The organism is Paenalicyclobacillus ferrooxydans, from assembly GCF_001399675.1.
GTDB lineage: Bacteria > Bacillota > Bacilli > Alicyclobacillales > Alicyclobacillaceae > Alicyclobacillus_B > Alicyclobacillus_B ferrooxydans.
Genome location: NZ_LJCO01000083.1, coordinates 15,497 through 32,950, shown reverse-complemented (window position 1 = coordinate 32,950; position 17,454 = coordinate 15,497). Strand labels below are relative to the sequence as shown.

Sequence of the window (17,454 nt, the reverse complement as noted above, 5' to 3'; positions counted from 1 at the left end):
CTCACACCCTCACACCCTCACACCCTCACACCCTCACACCCTCACACCCTCACACCCACACACCCCCACACCCCCACACCCCTCACACCTCACACCTCGCGCCCCCTCACGCCCATTCTGGTCACACTGGGTAAAATCCTACGCGATCTGTGCGTTCGCCGGGTCTCTCGAGATATACGCCCCATAGACTGTAGGCGAAGGGGAGGGGTAAATATGTACACACACCGCCATATCCGTCCGTACATCGGAAAACATGTACAATGCCACACCCATTTCGGAACATTTCAGGGGGTTGTGGTGCATTGTACTAAAGAGCACGTGATCCTCATGCCTGTTATGCAACCGACGAACCGATCAATGGACGATGATATGTATGCGAGCGAGTATCGTCCGTTTGGCTGGGGCATGGGACCAGGGCCAGGAGGCCCTACACCGGCAGGCCCTGGTGGTCCCATCCCAGGCGGTCCGGGAGGGCCAGGGGGACCTGGAGGGCCGGGAGGCGGCGGTGGATGGCACTTCGCGATCCCGCTCGCTGCCATACTTGGTATCACAGCTGTCGGCATGCACTGGTGGTGAGTTGTTCTGCAAGCCGTCACCGAGGAGACGTCATCATAATCAGCCACCGAGTGAACATCGGGTGGCACCGAACCCCGTCCCACCATCGGCTGACCATCGGCTGACCATCGGGTGACCATCGGGTGACCATCGGCTGAGCGCCAGGTGAACGCCGGGTGATGCTGCCCCAAAAACCGGTCATCAGGGAAAGGTCATCCAAAAGCCGTCATCGACTTGGAATTTCCCTGTTGTCAAGCAGGTAAACCCAAGCCGCATGTCGAAAAGTTGACCTTTGGGAACTCGGCCACAAGAAGGTGACGCGCTTGCAGATTCAACGACATCCAATCGACTACTTACTGTTTACGACGGTTATCCTGCTTACAGCTGCAGGGGTCATCACGGTTTTCTCCGCGAGTACCTATATTGCACTGCAAAGCAACGCACCTGCTGATTCCTATGCGTTGCGTCAGCTCATCTCTGCGGCGGTCGGACTCGCCGGGATGATCGGGCTGAGCTGGGTGCCACACCGCATATGGTATCGGTATGCGGCGCCCGTGATGGGAATCGGATTATTCTTGCTGCTCATTGTTCTGATACCACATGTCGGCTGGTCAACGAACGGCGGCCGGCGCTGGATCGGTCATGGCAGCTTTCACCTTCAGCCTTCTGAACTTGCGATTATTGCAACCGTGGTCTACCTGTCCTTTTTCTTCACAAAACAGGTCACGATGATGGACAACTTCAAGCGCGGTCTGATGCCTGCACTGGTTGTAGCCGGCATCAACGTCGTCCTTATCTTCGTCGAGCCAGACATGGGTACCGCCATGACGTTGCTCGGCACGAGTTTGGTGATTGTTTTCGCGTCGGGAGCCCGGGTTAAGCGCCTCGTCATCACCATGCTGATTGTTACGCCCGTCTTGGTGATTGCGGCGATGAAGGCCTCCTATCGATCCGCTCGACTCGCTTCCTGGCTTCACCCCTTTCAACACATGGACAGTGCGTCTTACCAATTGATTCAAGGTATGACGGCCATTTCTGCCGGTGGTTGGTTTGGCCGAGGTTTTGATATGAGCCTTGAGAAAGCTGGCTACCTCCCCTATCCCCAGACGGACTTTATCTTCCCTGTGTTCGTTGAGGAGTGGGGATTTGTGGGCGCCATCGCGCTCATCGCGACGTTTGCTTTTCTCGTGTGGCGCGGGTTTCGCATTGCAAGGCGCTCGCCCGACAGGTTCGGCTCCCTGCTTGCCGTCGGCCTGACCTGCATGATTATCATCAGCTCCATCATCAACCTCGGGGCTGTTACAGGCCTCCTTCCCGTTACAGGTATCCCACTGCCCTTTATGAGCTACGGGGGCACGGACTTGATTGTGAACATGGCCGCGATGGGCATCCTGCTGAGTATCTCACGGGTCACATTGGCTGAGGAGCCAGAGGCAGATGAGTTAGCAGACATTGTATCTGTCGAAGATATGGAAGAGCGTCGTGAACGCCGTGCTCCGGTTTCGAAGCCCCCTGTTGCCGGGCTCGACATCGTTGCTCAACGCCGGGAAGCCGAAGCTTTGCGCCGAAAAGCCGAGTCACATCGTAAGGCAGAGAGTCGCCACCGTGCAGAGGTTCATCGCCTCCGCGACGCCCGCGACTCGCGCAAACAGGCCGATGCCGGTCGGACAAGCTCTGGTGGTGGATGGCGCAGTCGATCCGCTCAAAACGACAGCTGGCGCGCTCGCCAAGAGACAGCAGCCACATCTCGCGGTGGCAGCGCAGGCACTACACGTGAGGCTGGTACACGGGGATCTGGTACACGGGGAACTGGTGCGCGCAGCGACTCTGGTTCACGCAGCTCAAGTACCCGGTCCACACGGCAGCCCATACCAACCTCAAAGTCCTGGATTAATCGCCAATCCGGATCACAAACTGCGCGCCCGACCGAGTCGAAGGATAAGAAGACATCACGATTTTCTCGAAAGGAGCGATGACTTATGTCACTCGCCAAAGATCCGGTACACATTGAAGGTAAGCTGTGGCAGATAGACTTAATGGAACAGGGTCTCCCTTGCCGATCCGCTGCCTACTTTCTGGCAACCGAGAAACCGACGCTGATTGAGACCGGATCGTCACTGTCACATGAAATCTTAGTGGAGTCGCTCTCCAAAATTGGTTACAGCCCGGAGGACCTCGCGTACGTCATCGTGACGCATGTCCATCTCGATCACGCTGGCGGCGCCGGCCACATGATGGCCAAGGCGAAAAACGCCAAGCTTGTCGTTCAGCGGCGGGGTGCGCGGCACATGATTGACCCTTCCCGCTTGTGGGGCGGCGCCAAGGCTGTCTACGGAGACAAACTTCCGGAGCTGTTTGGCGAAATCATGCCGGTACCAGAGGAACAGGTGCTCATCCGGAACCACGGGGAAACGCTCGACATCGGTGACAGAACGCTCACCTTTTACGACACGCCAGGTCATGCGAAGCACCATTTCAGCATTCACGATCCGGTTTCTGACGCCGTCTTCGCCGGCGATGCCGCAGGCATCCGCTATCGCACCTGCTTCACTGGCTGGGACTTCGAGTGGGTGATGCCGTCTACTTCTCCAGTCGATTTCGATCCGGTCGCCGTCCACGAGACCGCCCAACTGCTCGAAAGTCTGCCATTCCAGTGGATCTACCACACCCACTTCGGACGCTCACCGAAGGCAGAAGCACTTCGGGAGACCGACAGGTGTGCACAGGAGATGGGTCAACTCATCACTTCGATTTACCGACCCGGAATAGAGATTGAAGAGGTGGAGACCGCGCTGCGGTCTTGGATTGTACAAGATTTGGCCAAGCGGGGCTTTCAGGCAGGGTCAGACATTCGGGTGCTGGATATCGATGTCGTGATCGATTCCATGGGCCTCATGCACTACGCCTCAACCCTGTAAGGGACGAGCCTACTCCTTAGGCACACGCCAACCCCTTAGGGACGAGCGGACTCCTTAGCGAGCACGGAGCCGTAAGGGACGCGCCTACTCCTTAGGGACCGTGCCGGGCCGTAAGATATTCGAGTTAGAAGGCCAAGCGGAGCGGTGGTGCTCAACTTGGCCTTTATGTTTGGACTTCTTTGCCTGTGTATTTGGCACCTCCACACCCCACGGACGAGGGATGAGGGATGCAGCACACATCCTGTCTCGGCGGTACAAGAAGTTCACGCATTCCTGCGATGGACTTTCTGAGTTAAGAACCAAACTCGTACCGCTCGACAATCGGATACATGAGGCGTCCATTGATTTGTCGGGATTCAAATAGACAGATGGAATTGACGTGGAGAGTGCTCACGGGTGGGATCATTTTCACACCCTGCTGACTGGATGCATCGTCCCCCGAACCGAACACACCTTTACTCGCCGAGGACAAACCATCGCTGCTGGGAACGTTCGTAGAGCTCCTCGCAAGGTCCCGTGGCCTACACTGCGCTAATATGTCTCGCATCAATGGAATAGACGCCGTGTCCAACTTTCGCGCCAATGTCAAATGAGGGCGAAACGGCCGTTCATCGACTTTGATGAATGCTTCCTTTTTTGCGAGACCGGTGATTCGCCGATGGACCTCGCTCATAAGCGTCATGCCACTGTCTTCTTGAATTCCATACCAAAGAATCCGATTGCGCTCAAACATCCCAGGCAGGTCAAAGTGAATCTCAAACGGTGAAGCCTGTGCGGCTGTTGCCTTCCCCATCTCGGACAGAACCGAAACATTCTCCTCACTCGTGTCGCCGATAAATAGCAATGTGAGGTGAAATAACTCTGGTCTCGACCAGTTTCCTGCTCTTACACCTTGTGACTGAAGCCACGTTTGCACAGTTGAGAGCTGGCTTCGGATCTCCGATGTGACATCAAAACCAAAAAACAGCCGCACCGCCCCATGCCTCCTTCAACAACGATAAGCTGCCTGACGTCCTTGTCCTTAGGGCGCTTCATCGCACTTCAACTACGTAGGACGTCAACCCACGAGCTTTCCCGACTACTGGTTGCTTATCAGTTTGTCATACTTGGCCTTGTCATATCCGACGAGAACGCCGTTGTCAGTCACCAAGACAGGCCGTTTTAGGAGTTTTCCGTCGTTCGACAACATGGTTAGCCACTCTTCGTCGCTGAGGTTTTTCTGAGCCAAGCCCAGTTCACGGTACCGCGTCCCCTTCGTATTGACAAAAGGCATGACACCTTCACCATAAGCCTCCACCCACGACTTAATTGTGTCGACACTCGGCGGACTGACAACAAAGTCATGAAAATCCAGTTCGATTCCACCGTTCTTCAGGTGGTTATGTGCGTTTCGGCAGGTTGAGCATTTCTTGTACCCGTAAAACTCCATGGCTAGTCCTCCTATGTATCCTGTGACGGAGCTTGAACTCTACTTGAACTGTAATTAAGCTCGACCTTGTCTGCATCAAGCTCACCTTCAGCGTCCGTTTTTTCCCTTATACTCAATTTTCGTTGTCCGCGAAGCGGAACAACGAACCTTTCTTCCCTTCGAGCCCTATATGCACTCCGTTTTTAGGTAAATTCGGTGAACAGGGGACATTTTGTCCCCTGTTTCCCTCTCACGATTGAAAAGTGGCGAACAGGAAACAAAAGTTCCTTTATGAAGGGCGGCTGAACCCCATGATTGTAGACAACCATAGCGGGCACCTCGCCGCAACCGAGACCCCCGACTCCGCAGCGGAACTCAGTTCCTTTACGACAACTGCCGGGATTCACACTAGGCGATTCGGAAGACGAGGCGGGCCGTCGCAAAATCGCTTTACAGTCCGGCGTGCTCGACGATGACCTGAACGACCTTCTCGAGACCACGAGCGTCAGCTTCGTCAAAGCGGCTCGGAATTGGTGCGTCGATATCGAGAACGCCAAGTTTCACACCATCCCGAACAATTGGAACAACCACTTCTGAGCGTGAAGCGGCGTCACAGGCAATATGGCCGGGAAACGCGAAGACATCTTCAACCACAATCGACTGACCAGACTCGATGGCAGTCCCGCATACACCTTTGCCAAGCGGGATCCGGATGCATGCTGGCTTCCCCTGGAATGGCCCAAGAACTAACTCATTCGCTGGCGCATCCCAAAGATAAAACCCTACCCAATTGATGTTTTCAAGGTGAACGTTCAGCAATGAAGAGATATTGCTAAGGTTTGCCACCCAATTCGGTTCACCATCGACAAGGTGCATCGCCTGTTGAGTAATCTGATCGTAAAATGCCTCCTTGGAGGCTGTATCGATCGCTGTATGTTCAAACATTGAAAAGGCTCCTCTCTTGGTTACACGGCCGTAGAAGTTGGGACAGCCCTCGGGAATGACAACCACCTGGCCACAGCCACACCCGGCCACACGTAGCTCACACCCGGCCACCCACCTGGCCACACCCACCTGGCCACAGCCACCTGGCCACAGCCACACCCGGCCACCCACCTGGCCACACCCACCTGGCCACACCCAGCTCACACCACCTGGCCACAGCCACATGGCCACAGCCACCTGGCCACAGCCACCTAGCCACAGCCACAGCCACCTAGCCACAGCCACAGCCACAGCCACACCACGGCCACACCACGGCCACCTAGCCAGAACCCCGCGGCCTACCGGGCCAACATACGGTATCGCCATCAATCGAAACAGCAGTCTGTACAAACACGGGATCTACCATATAGTATAATCGAAGATACAACGTGTCCAACGGATCGGCATAGACTTTGGGAATTGGAGTTGACTTCCTTGGTTTTACCTGCAATCTGGCTTGGCAAACTGTTGTCTATCCTACTTCGACTCGCGGGACGAAACGCAACCAGTCTCCCAGGCAAAATGGCCCTTCGACTGTCGCCAAAACTGTTGTCGGTTCTGGGAGCGAAACTGGATCGGTGTGTGGTGGTGACGGGAACGAACGGCAAAACGACCACCTCATCGCTGCTCGCCGGTATCCTGAATGCGGACGAGCCCATCATCCACAACCGGGAAGGTGCAAATCTCCCCCAAGGTCTGACGACGGCCGTGCTGCAGCACACCACTTGGTTTGGAACGCTTCGCCGTAAGACAGCCTTGTTTGAAATCGACGAAGCCACGTTGCCGCTTGTGACCCGTCACCTGCCTGTGAAAGTGTTGGTTGTGACGAACGTGTTTCGCGATCAACTCGACCGTTACGGCGAGCTCGACACCACGGTGACAAAGCTCCTCGAGGGTATTCGCCAGACGGACGCGGTTCTGGTCGTGAACGGTGACGATCCGCTTGCCAAACACATCGCCCTCCACAGCGGCTTGCGCTACCGTACATATGGGCTGTCGACGCACCACGCTGAGATCACGCACCACGATCAGATGCGGGACGGCGCCTTTTGCATGCAATGTGGCCATGAGCTCACATATTCAGGCTTCTTCTATGGACAGCTTGGACTCTACCATTGCCCTGAGTGCGGCTTTTCTCGTACGACGCCGGACTTTGCTGGTACTTACAACGGCCACACCATCGCGATCGACGAAGATGAGCTTCCGCAAGTCGAATTCGTCCTTCCGTCGCGCGGCCTCTACAATGTTTACAACACCCTCGCTGCCATCAGTGCGGCCAGGCTTTGTGGGATGAACGCCAACGGGATCGCCGTCGGACTTGCCGCCTACGAAGCACCGCTTGGACGGATGCAAGGGTTCCAGACCACCCCGCCGTCAACGCTCAATCTCATCAAGAACCCAACCGGCTGCGACACAGTCCTGCAGGCGATTTTGAGCGAGCCAGGGCAGAAGGCAGTGTGTATCGCCATCAACGATCTCGCTGCCGACGGCAAAGATGTCTCGTGGCTGTGGGATGCCGGCTTTGAACAACTGACACAAAGCCCCGACATCAGGGTCTGCATCACAACCGGCTTACGCGCAGAGGACATGGCCCTGCGGCTGAAGTATGCAGGGTATCCGACGGATAAAATCCTGACTGCCGCTGACTTGGACGCCGGTCTGCAACTGGCATTTGAACAGGCGGAGAGCCTCGGCGAGCTCGATCTCTACGTGCTTTCCACCTATACTGCACTCTACCCGACAGCAGCTTGGCTGGAGAAGAAGGTGACATTGGATGCAAAGACCCCTTTGTATCGCACATCTGTATCCTGATCTGCTCAACCTCTACGCCGACAAAGGCAACATCCAGACGCTCGTCTCCCGGTGCCAGTGGCGCGGCATTGATGTCGAAGTTGTATCCGTACCCGCAGGCACGACGCCTCGGCTTTCCGATTACGATCTCGTTTTGCTTGGCGGCGGATCGGACAGGGAACAGGCCCTTGTCGGAAGGACATTGCTCTCCAGTCAGCCCGAGTGGAAAGCCGCTGTGGAAGACGGACTGCCTCTCCTTGCCATCTGCGGAGGATACCAATTGCTTGGGGAATACTATCAGCTTCCGAATAAAGCGAAGGTACCAGGCCTGTCCCTCCTCGACCTTATCACGGAAGCAGGGGAGCCACGCCTCATCGGTAACGTGGCCATCTCCAGTGAGGAGTGCGGCATGATCATCGGGTTTGAGAATCACGGCGGCCGCACCACCCACAGCCACGACGTGCTCGGTAGGGTTAAGAAGGGCTTTGGCAACAACGGCACGGACGGCGGAGAAGGCGTGCGCTACAAAAACGTGTTCGGCACCTACATCCACGGCCCGCTGTTGCCAAAGAATCCTGCTCTGGCCGATCTCGTTCTCAAGACCGCCCTCGAACACGCCTCTGGTAATACTGTGGAGTTGGAGCCGCTGGATGACAGGTTCGAGACGGCGGCTCGCAAGGCGTTTCTTGAGCGTCGCATACAGTTGCCAGAGGAATCTGTCCCCGCAGCCCAAGCATAAAAGCGGTTTGGGCGTGGCAGTTCGGGCGTGGCAGTTCGGGCGTGGCAGCGGTTCGGGCGTGGCAGCGGTTCGGTGCATCGTGTCATCCCCGCTGGGTGTATGTGCCTGCCGCCGCACGCGGTGTGCACCGGCGGCCCGGGCATTGCGCCCTGGTCATTGGAGCCCGCGGGATGTCTGCCCCTCTGAGACATGGCACCCACTGCGAGCCATGAATGCCACCGCGACGCGACGCCCATTGCGAGACGCGACGCTACATTAAGGTCAATTTCTTCCCTTGTTCGGCCATATTGGCCATTTCCCCCCAACATAGCAAACCACTTTTCCCCTATACGGTCAAAACCCTTCGAAACTGGGCTACTTCTAGGACGGAAGGGAAAAAAGGTTCGTTGTTCCGCTGCGCGGCCAACGAAAATAGAGTTTAAGGGAAAAAACGTGCGTAAATCGGAGCTCCGGTGTGGTTCCGGTGTGGTTCCTTCAAACCCATCAGACAGACGGCCAGCGAGAGTGCTTCCTCGCTGGCCGTTTCCGAATCTAAACTGATATTTGGTATGGAACGGGAACCGTTCCAACCTTATACGCTTTAATACTTTAAACGCTCCGTGCGCTGTAGCTTTCACTTTCCGTGGACCTTGCACTTTCGTTGTAGCTTTCACTGTCGTGGGACCTTTCGCTGTCGTGGGACCTTTCCCTTTCGCTGGACCCTTCCCACGGGCAGAACCCTTAAACCTTGCCTTTCGCTGGACCTTTTACTCTCGCAGGCCATTTGCCCCTGGTGCAGAATCCCCCGCGTCCTAGAAGGGCTTGTGTCTCAAAAACCCCCTCGTGACGCGGTCCTCTTGGATTAGAACCCGTAGATGCTCATGCCGCCGTCCACAAACAGGGTGTGACCTGTAACGTAACTCGAGGCGTCCGAGGCGAGAAACACCGCCGGCCCAACCAGTTCAGAGACCTCACCGACGCGGCGCAGCGGTGTCCGTGCAACGATTTCACCGAGGTACGCGGGATCATCGAGGAGCTTCTCCGTCAGCGGGGTGCGGAAGTACCAAGGCGCAATGCAATTCACGCGGACCTTTGACTTGCCCCATTCGAGTGCGAGCACCTTGGTCATCTGAATCACGCCTGCCTTCGCGGCAGCGTACGCAACACCTGTGCGAAGTGCCACATGTCCCCCGACTGAGGATACGTTGATGATGCTCCCCTGCTGGCGATCAACCATATGCTGACCTACCTGCTGTGCAAAAAAGAACGCGCCGCGAAGGTCTGTGTCGATGACGGTCTGCCATTGTTCTTCCGTGACCTCAAGCGCCGGTGTCCGGATATTCAGTCCTGCGTTGTTGACGAGGACATCGATGTTCCCCTCCGCAACCGCCGACTTCACGGTCTCTTTCACCTGCTCGGGTTCGCGAATGTCACAGCTCAGAACAGACACGGAGGCATCGCTACGGAGTGCAAGGCACTCCTCTCTGACGGTCGACAGTGCTGAGACGTCGCGGGCGACCAAAACGAGATCGGCACCGGCTTCAGCGAGTCCAAGTGCCAGACCGCGTCCAATGCCGCGGCTCGCGCCCGTAATCATGACCCGCTTTCCGCTCAGCGAAAATAAACCGGCCCCGGTGGCAGCGCTCATGCCTGATCCGCTGTTGCGGTTTGCTTCTTCGTTATTCCCCATCGTGACTCATTCCCCCGTTATCAACGTTATCGAAGCTCCGGCACGCCGGCAGGAGCATTCATGTGTTCGGACAGTGCAGCCCGCACTTCAGGCCATAAGCTGGCGGGTTTCTGCTGATCGTAGTCGTAAGCGAGCATCACAGCTTGTCCTCTGGCAGCATACGTGCCGTCGGACTTTTGGAGAGCGTGATCGACCACGAAACTGGAATTGCCGAGTTTGCTGATCCAGGTGGAGATGGTGAGCTCCTCCGCGTATGAAACCTGTGCAAGAAAGTCACAACGCGTAGAGGCCACAATCAGATTCCAGGTATCCAGGTTCAGCGATGGATTAAACAACCGGAAGATGTCCATTCGAGCGTCTTCCATGTAGGTGAAATATGTACCGTTATTCACATGGCCAAGGCCATCACATTCGCCAAAACGTACGACAACTTTTCTTTCGAACAACGCGCTCCCTCCCAACATTTCAAAACCACCGCGGCATTCTAGGGCCCTGCCCAAACTCAGAGCATTCGAAATCGTGCCCCCGCTTCCGCGACATTCCTGGCCCCTGCCCGAAACCTGAGCACTCGAGGTTTCACCCCAAATTAAAACTCTGCGTCCTTCTCCACCTGTTTCGAGTCTTGCATCCGGCGCGAGAAGTCCGCGAGCACATGTCCATCCTTGTTGACCGCCAGAAACATGACGTCCTCGATAGAGCGAGCACCGCGTTTACGGATCTGCGCATCGAGCCATGCCTCGTCGTGTCCTGTGTTCACGAGCTTATCCTTATCTATCTCTCCGTCGACCACAATCTCCGTATAGGGCCCCTGACCTTCGTCGGACAAGTCGGGTCCGTTAACGAGATCGGCCTTCGATACAGATTGGGAAGCCTGTGATGGAAGAATACTGAGATTCCCGGTAGGTTCGAGAATCGCATACTGGATATCGTTGTAGGCAAAGTAGCCCTTTTCCCGCAACATCATCATCAAGACATCCAGGTTGACCTTGGTTTTGGCAAGGTTGTGGCGCAAGATGATCCCACGATGGATGAGCACTGTCGGTTCGCCGTTCGCGACCCGCCGGAACGGGCGGCTTTTCAGGGCGACGTAAGCTGCAAACAGACAGGCTGCGGTAAACACAACCAATGAGTACGTGTTGCCGACGAACTCGTTTACGGAGGTAGACCCAATCATGTTCGCAGCTACGTTCCCCATACTGGCCCCTGCCACCCAGTTAAAAAACGTCAACTGGGTTAACTGTGTGGCTCCGAGCCACCGAACGAGAACCAACAGCACAACAAATGTAATGACAGCGCTGAGGGTCATAAAAACAAATGGTATCTGCATCATTCACTCTCCCTATGCCGAGAGTCCGACTACTCTCGGTATAACCATAGGGACGAATCAGCAAACCATGAGCGAACAACTATGAAGCAAGCAAACCATGATGCCAGCAACGATGAAACAAGCAAACCTTGGTGCAAGCACACCACGAAGCCTACAATATTGGGCAAGCAAACCATGATGCCAGCAACTTATCAGACAAGCAAGCCTTTATAGCAAACCGTCAGTTGGCCTGCCCGTCCATGTATTCCTCAAGACGGGCCCTGTATTCCGGTGGAACCGGCGCTGACTTTTGCAACTCATAGTCAAAATGAACAAGGGTCGCGACGCCCTCGAAGACGACTTTCGAACTGCTCTGGCTGGTGAGTGTCGTCTTCACATCGAAACTGCTGTTGCCGATTCTGGTGACGAACGACTCCGCGTCCAGAGTGTCCGGAAAATAAGTCTGCGCCCGCCAGTCCACTTTGGCGGATGCGATAATGAGCGATCCGCCGGTGATCCCGATAGACTGCATAAAATACAGCCGTGCCTCCTCCATGTAGGTGAAGTAGGAAGCGTTGTTGATATGCCCCAACAGGTCGATGTCGCTAAACCTTGTTGTGATTTCCATCTTGTGTCTCATTTTCTATCTCCCAGCCTTATTTTCTCTACTTATCCGACTTACCCGACTGATCCGGCCGATCCACGATGGCGACTGTGCACCGTGAGATGCAGACCAACTTATCCTGTTCATCCGTGATCCGAATATCCCACACCATGGTCGTCCGGCCTCTGTGAACGGGCGTAGCAACCGCTGTAACGATGCCTTCTGCTTTCGGACGGATGTGGTTTGCGTTGATCTCGAGGCCGACTGCAATTTGACGTTCCTGATCGCAGTTGATCCACGATCCGATACTGGCCGCCGTCTCCGCCAGCGCCACCGACGCACCGCCATGCAAGATCCCGTATGGCTGCCTAGTGGCATCTGCCACCGGCATTGTCATCACGACGCGGTCTTTGGTCAATTCCTTCGTTTCAATGCCGAGCGCATGCATCATCGTCTTCTCATGCTCGATCTGTTCCACGGATAACTCCCCCTAACGTGGTAACCTCTTACTCTTCCTATCTAGCCTTACCCGTCTAGCCTTACCCGTCTAGCCTTACCCGTCCAGCCTTACCCGTCCAGCCTTACCCGTCCAGCCTTACCCGTCCGAATTGTAAATCCAGATACCTAAGTTTGGTATGTAACCTGCATCTAATTCTAGTACTGACGAGTTAAGTCTACCAAGCCAATCAGCGGATCGCCTTGTACAAACCGCCGCATGTTCTCGGCAAAAAACGCGCAGGTTTTATCCACTTCGCTTGGTCCCGACATGTGCGGCGAAACAAATGCGTTATGCAGGGTCCACAGTGGACTGTCCGTCGGCAGCGGCTCACGCTCAAACACGTCGAGCACCGCTGCACGGATCCGCCCTGCAGCAAGGCGCGGAATCAGGTCTGTTTCACGGATCAAGGCACCGCGGCCAATGTTGACGATGATGGCCTCCCGTTTCATCCGCTCCAGCACAGGGGCATGGATGACATGCCTCGTGCGATCCGTTAAGGGCAGCGTCAACACGAGCACATCAAGCGGTGCTACGAAATCATTCCACTCATCTGCTGTGTAGTGAACATCCACAAGGTGGCGGTTGCGTCCTGTCGCACTGAGCCCCGTCACCTTCATGTCAAAGGCGCGTGCCTTGCGTACAATCTCGGCCCCAATCGATCCCAGCCCGGCCACCCCGATGGTCTTGCCAGCCAGGAGTTCAGCTCTGAACGGATCCCAGCGTTTCTGTTCCTGAGACTTCTGTTGCCGCCGAACATCTTTTGTAATGTAGAGCAGGTAGGTAAACACGTACTCCGCGATGGGCGCCGAGAATTGATCGAGAATCCGAGTCAGTCGCACCCCTTCCGGGATTTGATCGCGCCGCATAGCCACGGAATCCACCCCTGCCCCGCTCCACTGCACCCACTTCAGCTTGGGAGCCCGCGCGAACCAGTCCACGGGGATGTTCCAGCCGAACATGACCTCTACCTCCGACAGGTCGGGCGGCGCTGCGCCAGAACTTTTCGCCGTGATCACGTTCGTAATGCCGAGGTCTTTCAAAACGTCTGCAAACTTCTCTGGATGCGAGGCTTGATAAACAAGAACCTTCGGGCCGGACAGTCCACTATCCCTGCTCATGTGCCACCTCCATGACTCGTGTTTTACTCTTCATCCGATTGCAACTTTGCGGGAGGCACAGGCTCGGATGACTCTGGTACACGTTGTGTGTGGAAGACCTCTGCAGTCCTGACCTGCCCCGTCTGTGGTCTTAACTCCACGCTACCGCTCCTCGCGCCCTTGCTCCTCGCCGCACCACTCCCTGTGGCCTGCTCCGGAACCATGCCGGTCTGGGGGCTCGGCACTGCTGCCTTCGCCTTCCGACGGAACACCACGTGCTCCAAAATCAGAACAAGAGCCACGCCCAAAATCAGGCCGTTGTCGACCAGGTAACCAACCATATTTGGCATGTGGATCCACGCTGAGCTCGGAACGAAGAACATCCCAACCCCAGACAACAAGGACAGGCTAATAACAAACAAGTCTCTCTGGTCAAGGGCCAGGCGTTTAAAGTCATGCAACCCGAACCCGAGCAGTTGACCGAAGACGGTAAACAGTACAGCGTACCCCACCGGTGCAGGTAACGTGACAAGCAGTCTCCCCACACTCGGAATCAGGCCCAACAGCGCAAAGATGACCGACGCAATGATATACGGCAATCTCGCGGACATCTTTGTGAGCGCAACCAAACTTGCAGAGGTCGCTAGCGGGACGTTCCCAACCGTTCCAAACAGACCTGCAAGAACGGTCCCGACACCTGTGATGAAGGTGCCTCGGCGAAACCGCGGCGGTGTCGCTTCGGTCTCCGTTGCCATCGACATCGCCTGTACGCTCGTGATGAGGTTTGAGAGCAGGATCATCGCCGTAAACAGTGTTGTTACGACTACACCGCTTGAAAACTTCGGCATCCCGAAAGGCAGCAGCTGCGGCAACAGAATGGGTGCCTTCGTCGGATCGGGCCCAAGGTGAACCATGCCCATTACCGCGTAGAGGATCCATCCAGCCAAAAGGGCAATCAAGACAGCCATGTTCTTGAACAGACCGCGTCCCCACATCATCAATGAGACCGTAAGTCCGACGAGGAAAATCGATGCCAGTGCAATCCGGCCATTGACCGTCCCGTTCCCACTGCCAATCCCGAGAATGCCGCGGATGAGCGACTCTGAAAGTTGGAGGGACAGCAGGACCATGAACGTCCCTGTGACGATCGGCGTAAACAAGCGTTTGATGGGCTCAATCCAGTTCAGTGCGCCGAGCAAAATATACAGCACCCCGGCGAGAATCAGGCCGAGCTCCAGCTCCGGTCGCAGATTCGATAGGCTGCTTCCTGTGTCGTCCGTCATTTGGATGAGCACGAGGAAGACACCCCACCACATCCCTGCCGGCCCTTCCACAATGGGATAGCGGTGCCCAAACGTCACCTGCAAAAGTCCAATGAGACCAGATACAAACAAGGTGCGATCAATGAAGAGCGCTGTTTCGTGCGGACTGAGTCCCAAGGCAGGCCCAAGGACAATCGGCACTGTGATGACACTCGCCACAATAAACACAAACCACTGCAAGGTGCCAAAAATCATCTCTGACAGTCGAGGACGGTTCTGATGCGTCCCAGTCAGTGTTGTCAAATGCTCACCCCCAACCGTCGTTATCCCTTAAATTGTACCAAATAAACGCCCATTTCGTACGCTTGCCAGCCTGTGCTCCCGAATGAAACTCGTGATCTTCAGGACGGACCACCTTTCATAACAGCTGTCCCTTTAGAAGTCGAATGCTGTAGAAATGTTTTTCAACTTCACCCCGCGCTTTTGACAGATTCTGCATCAACTGTGCCCTATGCTGGAAATACATCTTTTAGGCTAACAGATTCAAGTGGTGCCTTCTTTTTTTTCACACTCAGCTTTCATATTCCTGGTCATTCAGCTCCTCATAGGCTTTCATTCAGGAGGTTTGCACCTTGCTTCCATCTCGTCTCCGGCCCCCGCTGTCATCCCGCTCTATATCCTCCAACGAGGATATCCTGCTGACTGTCGTGTTGCTTGTCATCTGTGGACTCCTGTTCCAACAATGAACACGTCTTCGCTTTGACATGTCTTCGCGTTAACACACCTTCAGTTTGATAAGTCATCTCTTTGACATATCTTGGCTTTGGTAAGGCATCTCGTTGGCACACCTTCACTTTGACACATCTTCTCGTTGGTAGGTCTTGACTTCGATCCGCCTTTTCTTTGACCCAGCGCGAGTGAGCCTCTATAATGGCACCACACAGGCTTGTACTGGAAGAGGTGTCCATGATGCTGACGCAGTTTTCCCGCACTGAACTCGTCTTTGGGGCGGAAGGAATCGAAAAATTAAAAGGACTCTCCGTCGCTGTCCTTGGCGCTGGGGGCGTCGGGTCGTTTGCAATGGAGGCATTGGCACGAGTTGGAATCGGGCGACTGATTCTGATCGACAAAGACGTCGTCGATGTCACGAATATCAACCGCCAAATTCCTGCGCTCACGACCACCGTGGGGAGGTCAAAGGTCGAGGTCATGAAGGAGCGGATCGCCGAGATTAATCCGGCCTGCGAGGTCGTGGCACTGCAGACCTTTTTCCTCGAAGACAACATGGATGTGCTGTTTTCGCAAAACCCGGACTATGTGGTGGATGCCATAGATACCATTTCCGCGAAAATACTGCTCGTGAAGGAGTGCGTCGAGCGTGGGATCCCGATTGTTTCCAGCATGGGGGCTGCCAATAAGCTCGATCCGACCCGCTTTCGCGTCGTCGACATCGCTGATACCCGCGTCGATCCGATTGCAAAGGTGATGCGCCGGGAACTGAAAAAGTTCGGCATCTACAGCGGTGTTAAGACGGTCTGCTCGTTTGAGAAGCCGCGCGAAGCGCGGGAAGAGGTCCGGAAGGCAATCGTGAGCCCAGAAACGGAGGCGAATTCGCCCGTACGTAAAGCGAAGATGCCACCCGCAAGTGTGGCATACGTCCCATCTGTTGCCGGGCTGATTCTGGCAAGCGTCGTGATTCACGACCTCCTCGACGTCAACCTGGACAAGTAACCGCTCCGCTCGGCAGCCATCCTGCATATCAGCATCCATCCCGGTGCACGGGGTCGGAGAACTTCGGGCGGTCTTAAAAAGCCTATCGTGGAACCCAATCTAAAAACAAACGTGGCGCAGAGGTCTACGCTCCCGGGATTTAGAGGAACTCAGTTCCTCTAAATCCCGTCCAGTCGCCTGGCGTTCGGCTGGAGAGGAACTCAGTTCCTCTAAATCGCGCCGAGTCCACAGGCGTCCAACTGCAGAGGAACTCAGTTCCTCTAAATCCCGTCCAGTCGCACGGCGTCCGGCTGCAGAGGAACTCAGTTCCTCTAAATCCTGTCCAGTCGACAGGCCTCCGGCTGCAGAGGAACTCAGTTCCTCTAAATCCCGTCCAGTCGCCTGGCGTTCGGCTGGAGAGGAACTCAGTTCCTCTAAATCGCGCCGAGTCCACAGGCGTCCGGCTGCAGAGGAACTCAGTTCCTCTAAATCCCGTCCAGTCGCCAGGCCTCCGGCTGCAGAGGAACTCAGTTCCTCTAAATCGCGCCGAGTCCACAGGCGTCCAACTGGAGAGGAACTCAGTTCCTCTAAATCGCGCCGAGTCCACAGGCGTCCGGCTGCAGAGGAACTCAGTTCCTCTAAATCGCGCCGAGTCCACAGGCCTCCGGCTGCAGAGGAACTCAGTTCCTCTAAATCGAGCCGAGTCGCTACAGGTCCTGGAGAGGCATTGAAAAAAAGGGATTTTTCAGCCGGTGAACTTTCTTTCTCAACAATTTGGGGGCGCAAGCATCTGCGCCCCCTTTCCATATCCGATTTCAACGGCTTCGCCACTATGCCCTCGACCAGTGCACCTCGTCCGAGGTGGACTCCGGCAAGCGCATCGCTTACTCGCCGCATCCGCAGTCCCCGGCT

General features: G+C 55.7%; 17 protein-coding genes. 6 read left to right on the top strand and 11 right to left on the bottom strand.

Translation table 11 applies throughout. From position 1 onward, the window contains the following. Positions 1-213 precede the first annotated feature (213 nt). From AN477_RS25125 to AN477_RS19445, 3 genes are all read left to right on the top strand, one after another. A complete protein-coding gene (locus tag AN477_RS25125) occupies positions 214-576 on the top strand; it encodes a hypothetical protein (RefSeq protein WP_054970848.1) in 363 nt (120 codons plus the stop codon). 302 nt (positions 577-878) lie between these two features. Beyond that, the gene (gene ftsW, locus AN477_RS19450) at positions 879-2,531 is read left to right on the top strand and encodes a putative lipid II flippase FtsW (protein WP_054970847.1); all 1,653 of its coding nucleotides are present in this window, start codon (positions 879-881) and stop codon (positions 2,529-2,531) included. A gap of 3 nt (positions 2,532-2,534) precedes the next feature. After that, entirely contained in the window at positions 2,535-3,473 is a 939-nt protein-coding gene (locus AN477_RS19445; protein ID WP_054970846.1) for an MBL fold metallo-hydrolase, read from the top strand. A 292-nt stretch (positions 3,474-3,765) separates the two neighbouring features. Here AN477_RS19445 and thpR read toward each other — a convergent pair whose 3' ends face one another. The 3 genes from thpR to AN477_RS19430 all read right to left on the bottom strand — a co-directional run bounded on the left by thpR (position 3,766) and on the right by AN477_RS19430 (position 5,826). Further along, positions 3,766-4,446, bottom strand: a complete 681-nt coding sequence (gene thpR, locus AN477_RS19440; RefSeq protein ID WP_054970845.1) for an RNA 2',3'-cyclic phosphodiesterase — start codon at positions 4,444-4,446, stop codon at positions 3,766-3,768. A gap of 105 nt (positions 4,447-4,551) precedes the next feature. Continuing rightward, complete coding sequence (locus tag AN477_RS19435; RefSeq protein ID WP_054970844.1) at positions 4,552-4,902, bottom strand: arsenate reductase family protein; 351 nt, start codon at positions 4,900-4,902, stop codon at positions 4,552-4,554. A gap of 429 nt (positions 4,903-5,331) precedes the next feature. After that, complete coding sequence (locus AN477_RS19430; protein ID WP_054970853.1) at positions 5,332-5,826, bottom strand: GAF domain-containing protein; 495 nt, start codon at positions 5,824-5,826, stop codon at positions 5,332-5,334. A 474-nt stretch (positions 5,827-6,300) separates the two neighbouring features. Here AN477_RS19430 and AN477_RS19425 point away from each other — a divergent pair, with 474 nt between their 5' ends. Then, positions 6,301-7,677, top strand: a complete 1,377-nt coding sequence (locus tag AN477_RS19425) for a Mur ligase family protein (RefSeq protein WP_054970843.1) — start codon at positions 6,301-6,303, stop codon at positions 7,675-7,677. Further along, complete coding sequence (locus tag AN477_RS19420) at positions 7,640-8,395, top strand: type 1 glutamine amidotransferase (RefSeq protein ID WP_054970842.1); 756 nt, start codon at positions 7,640-7,642, stop codon at positions 8,393-8,395. The genes AN477_RS19425 and AN477_RS19420 overlap by 38 nt, the downstream gene beginning before the upstream one ends. Before the next feature lie 841 nt (positions 8,396-9,236). Here AN477_RS19420 and AN477_RS19415 read toward each other — a convergent pair. The 7 genes from AN477_RS19415 to AN477_RS19385 all read right to left on the bottom strand — a co-directional run bounded on the left by AN477_RS19415 (position 9,237) and on the right by AN477_RS19385 (position 15,135). Next, the gene (locus AN477_RS19415) at positions 9,237-10,022 is read right to left on the bottom strand and encodes an SDR family NAD(P)-dependent oxidoreductase (RefSeq protein WP_054970852.1); all 786 of its coding nucleotides are present in this window, start codon (positions 10,020-10,022) and stop codon (positions 9,237-9,239) included. A 68-nt stretch (positions 10,023-10,090) separates the two neighbouring features. Continuing rightward, complete coding sequence (locus AN477_RS19410) at positions 10,091-10,510, bottom strand: acyl-CoA thioesterase (RefSeq protein ID WP_054970841.1); 420 nt, start codon at positions 10,508-10,510, stop codon at positions 10,091-10,093. Positions 10,511-10,650: 140 nt separating this feature from the next. Further along, entirely contained in the window at positions 10,651-11,391 is a 741-nt protein-coding gene (locus AN477_RS19405; RefSeq protein ID WP_054970840.1) for a DUF421 domain-containing protein, read from the bottom strand. Between the two features lie 220 nt (positions 11,392-11,611). Continuing rightward, positions 11,612-12,010 (bottom strand): acyl-CoA thioesterase, encoded by a 399-nt coding sequence (locus AN477_RS19400; protein WP_054970839.1) that lies wholly within the window; start codon positions 12,008-12,010, stop codon positions 11,612-11,614. A gap of 25 nt (positions 12,011-12,035) precedes the next feature. Beyond that, entirely contained in the window at positions 12,036-12,425 is a 390-nt protein-coding gene (locus AN477_RS19395; RefSeq protein ID WP_054970851.1) for a hotdog fold thioesterase, read from the bottom strand. A gap of 203 nt (positions 12,426-12,628) precedes the next feature. Continuing rightward, complete coding sequence (locus AN477_RS19390; RefSeq protein WP_054970838.1) at positions 12,629-13,591, bottom strand: D-2-hydroxyacid dehydrogenase; 963 nt, start codon at positions 13,589-13,591, stop codon at positions 12,629-12,631. 23 nt (positions 13,592-13,614) lie between these two features. Beyond that, positions 13,615-15,135, bottom strand: coding sequence for a purine/pyrimidine permease (locus tag AN477_RS19385; RefSeq protein ID WP_054970837.1), 1,521 nt, complete (start codon positions 15,133-15,135; stop codon positions 13,615-13,617). 666 nt (positions 15,136-15,801) lie between these two features. Between AN477_RS19385 and AN477_RS19380 the strand changes: the two genes are divergently transcribed. Continuing rightward, positions 15,802-16,563: a tRNA threonylcarbamoyladenosine dehydratase gene (locus AN477_RS19380; RefSeq protein WP_054970836.1), complete on the top strand. Its 762-nt coding sequence runs from the start codon at positions 15,802-15,804 to the stop codon at positions 16,561-16,563. Positions 16,564-16,662: 99 nt separating this feature from the next. Here the strand turns inward: AN477_RS19380 and AN477_RS19375 are convergent, their stop codons facing one another. Continuing rightward, positions 16,663-17,439 (bottom strand): hypothetical protein, encoded by a 777-nt coding sequence (locus AN477_RS19375; RefSeq protein WP_157062074.1) that lies wholly within the window; start codon positions 17,437-17,439, stop codon positions 16,663-16,665. Positions 17,440-17,454 lie beyond the last annotated feature (15 nt).

What these genes read in the sequence shown, in the direction of transcription:
- AN477_RS25125 (WP_054970848.1), top strand. Translation starts at nt 214, where the DNA reads ATGTACACACACCGCCATATCCGTCCGTACATCGGAAAACATGTACAA.
- AN477_RS19405 (WP_054970840.1), bottom strand. Translation starts at nt 11,391, where the DNA reads ATGCAGATACCATTTGTTTTTATGACCCTCAGCGCTGTCATTACATTT.
- AN477_RS19435 (WP_054970844.1), bottom strand. Translation starts at nt 4,902, where the DNA reads ATGGAGTTTTACGGGTACAAGAAATGCTCAACCTGCCGAAACGCACAT.
- AN477_RS19400 (WP_054970839.1), bottom strand. Translation starts at nt 12,010, where the DNA reads ATGAGACACAAGATGGAAATCACAACAAGGTTTAGCGACATCGACCTG.
- AN477_RS19395 (WP_054970851.1), bottom strand. Translation starts at nt 12,425, where the DNA reads ATGATGCATGCGCTCGGCATTGAAACGAAGGAATTGACCAAAGACCGC.
- AN477_RS19420 (WP_054970842.1), top strand. Translation starts at nt 7,640, where the DNA reads ATGCAAAGACCCCTTTGTATCGCACATCTGTATCCTGATCTGCTCAAC.
- AN477_RS19380 (WP_054970836.1), top strand. Translation starts at nt 15,802, where the DNA reads ATGCTGACGCAGTTTTCCCGCACTGAACTCGTCTTTGGGGCGGAAGGA.
- AN477_RS19375 (WP_157062074.1), bottom strand. Translation starts at nt 17,439, where the DNA reads ATGCGGCGAGTAAGCGATGCGCTTGCCGGAGTCCACCTCGGACGAGGT.
- AN477_RS19415 (WP_054970852.1), bottom strand. Translation starts at nt 10,022, where the DNA reads ATGAGCGCTGCCACCGGGGCCGGTTTATTTTCGCTGAGCGGAAAGCGG.
- AN477_RS19390 (WP_054970838.1), bottom strand. Translation starts at nt 13,591, where the DNA reads ATGAGCAGGGATAGTGGACTGTCCGGCCCGAAGGTTCTTGTTTATCAA.
- AN477_RS19445 (WP_054970846.1), top strand. Translation starts at nt 2,535, where the DNA reads ATGTCACTCGCCAAAGATCCGGTACACATTGAAGGTAAGCTGTGGCAG.
- AN477_RS19430 (WP_054970853.1), bottom strand. Translation starts at nt 5,826, where the DNA reads ATGTTTGAACATACAGCGATCGATACAGCCTCCAAGGAGGCATTTTAC.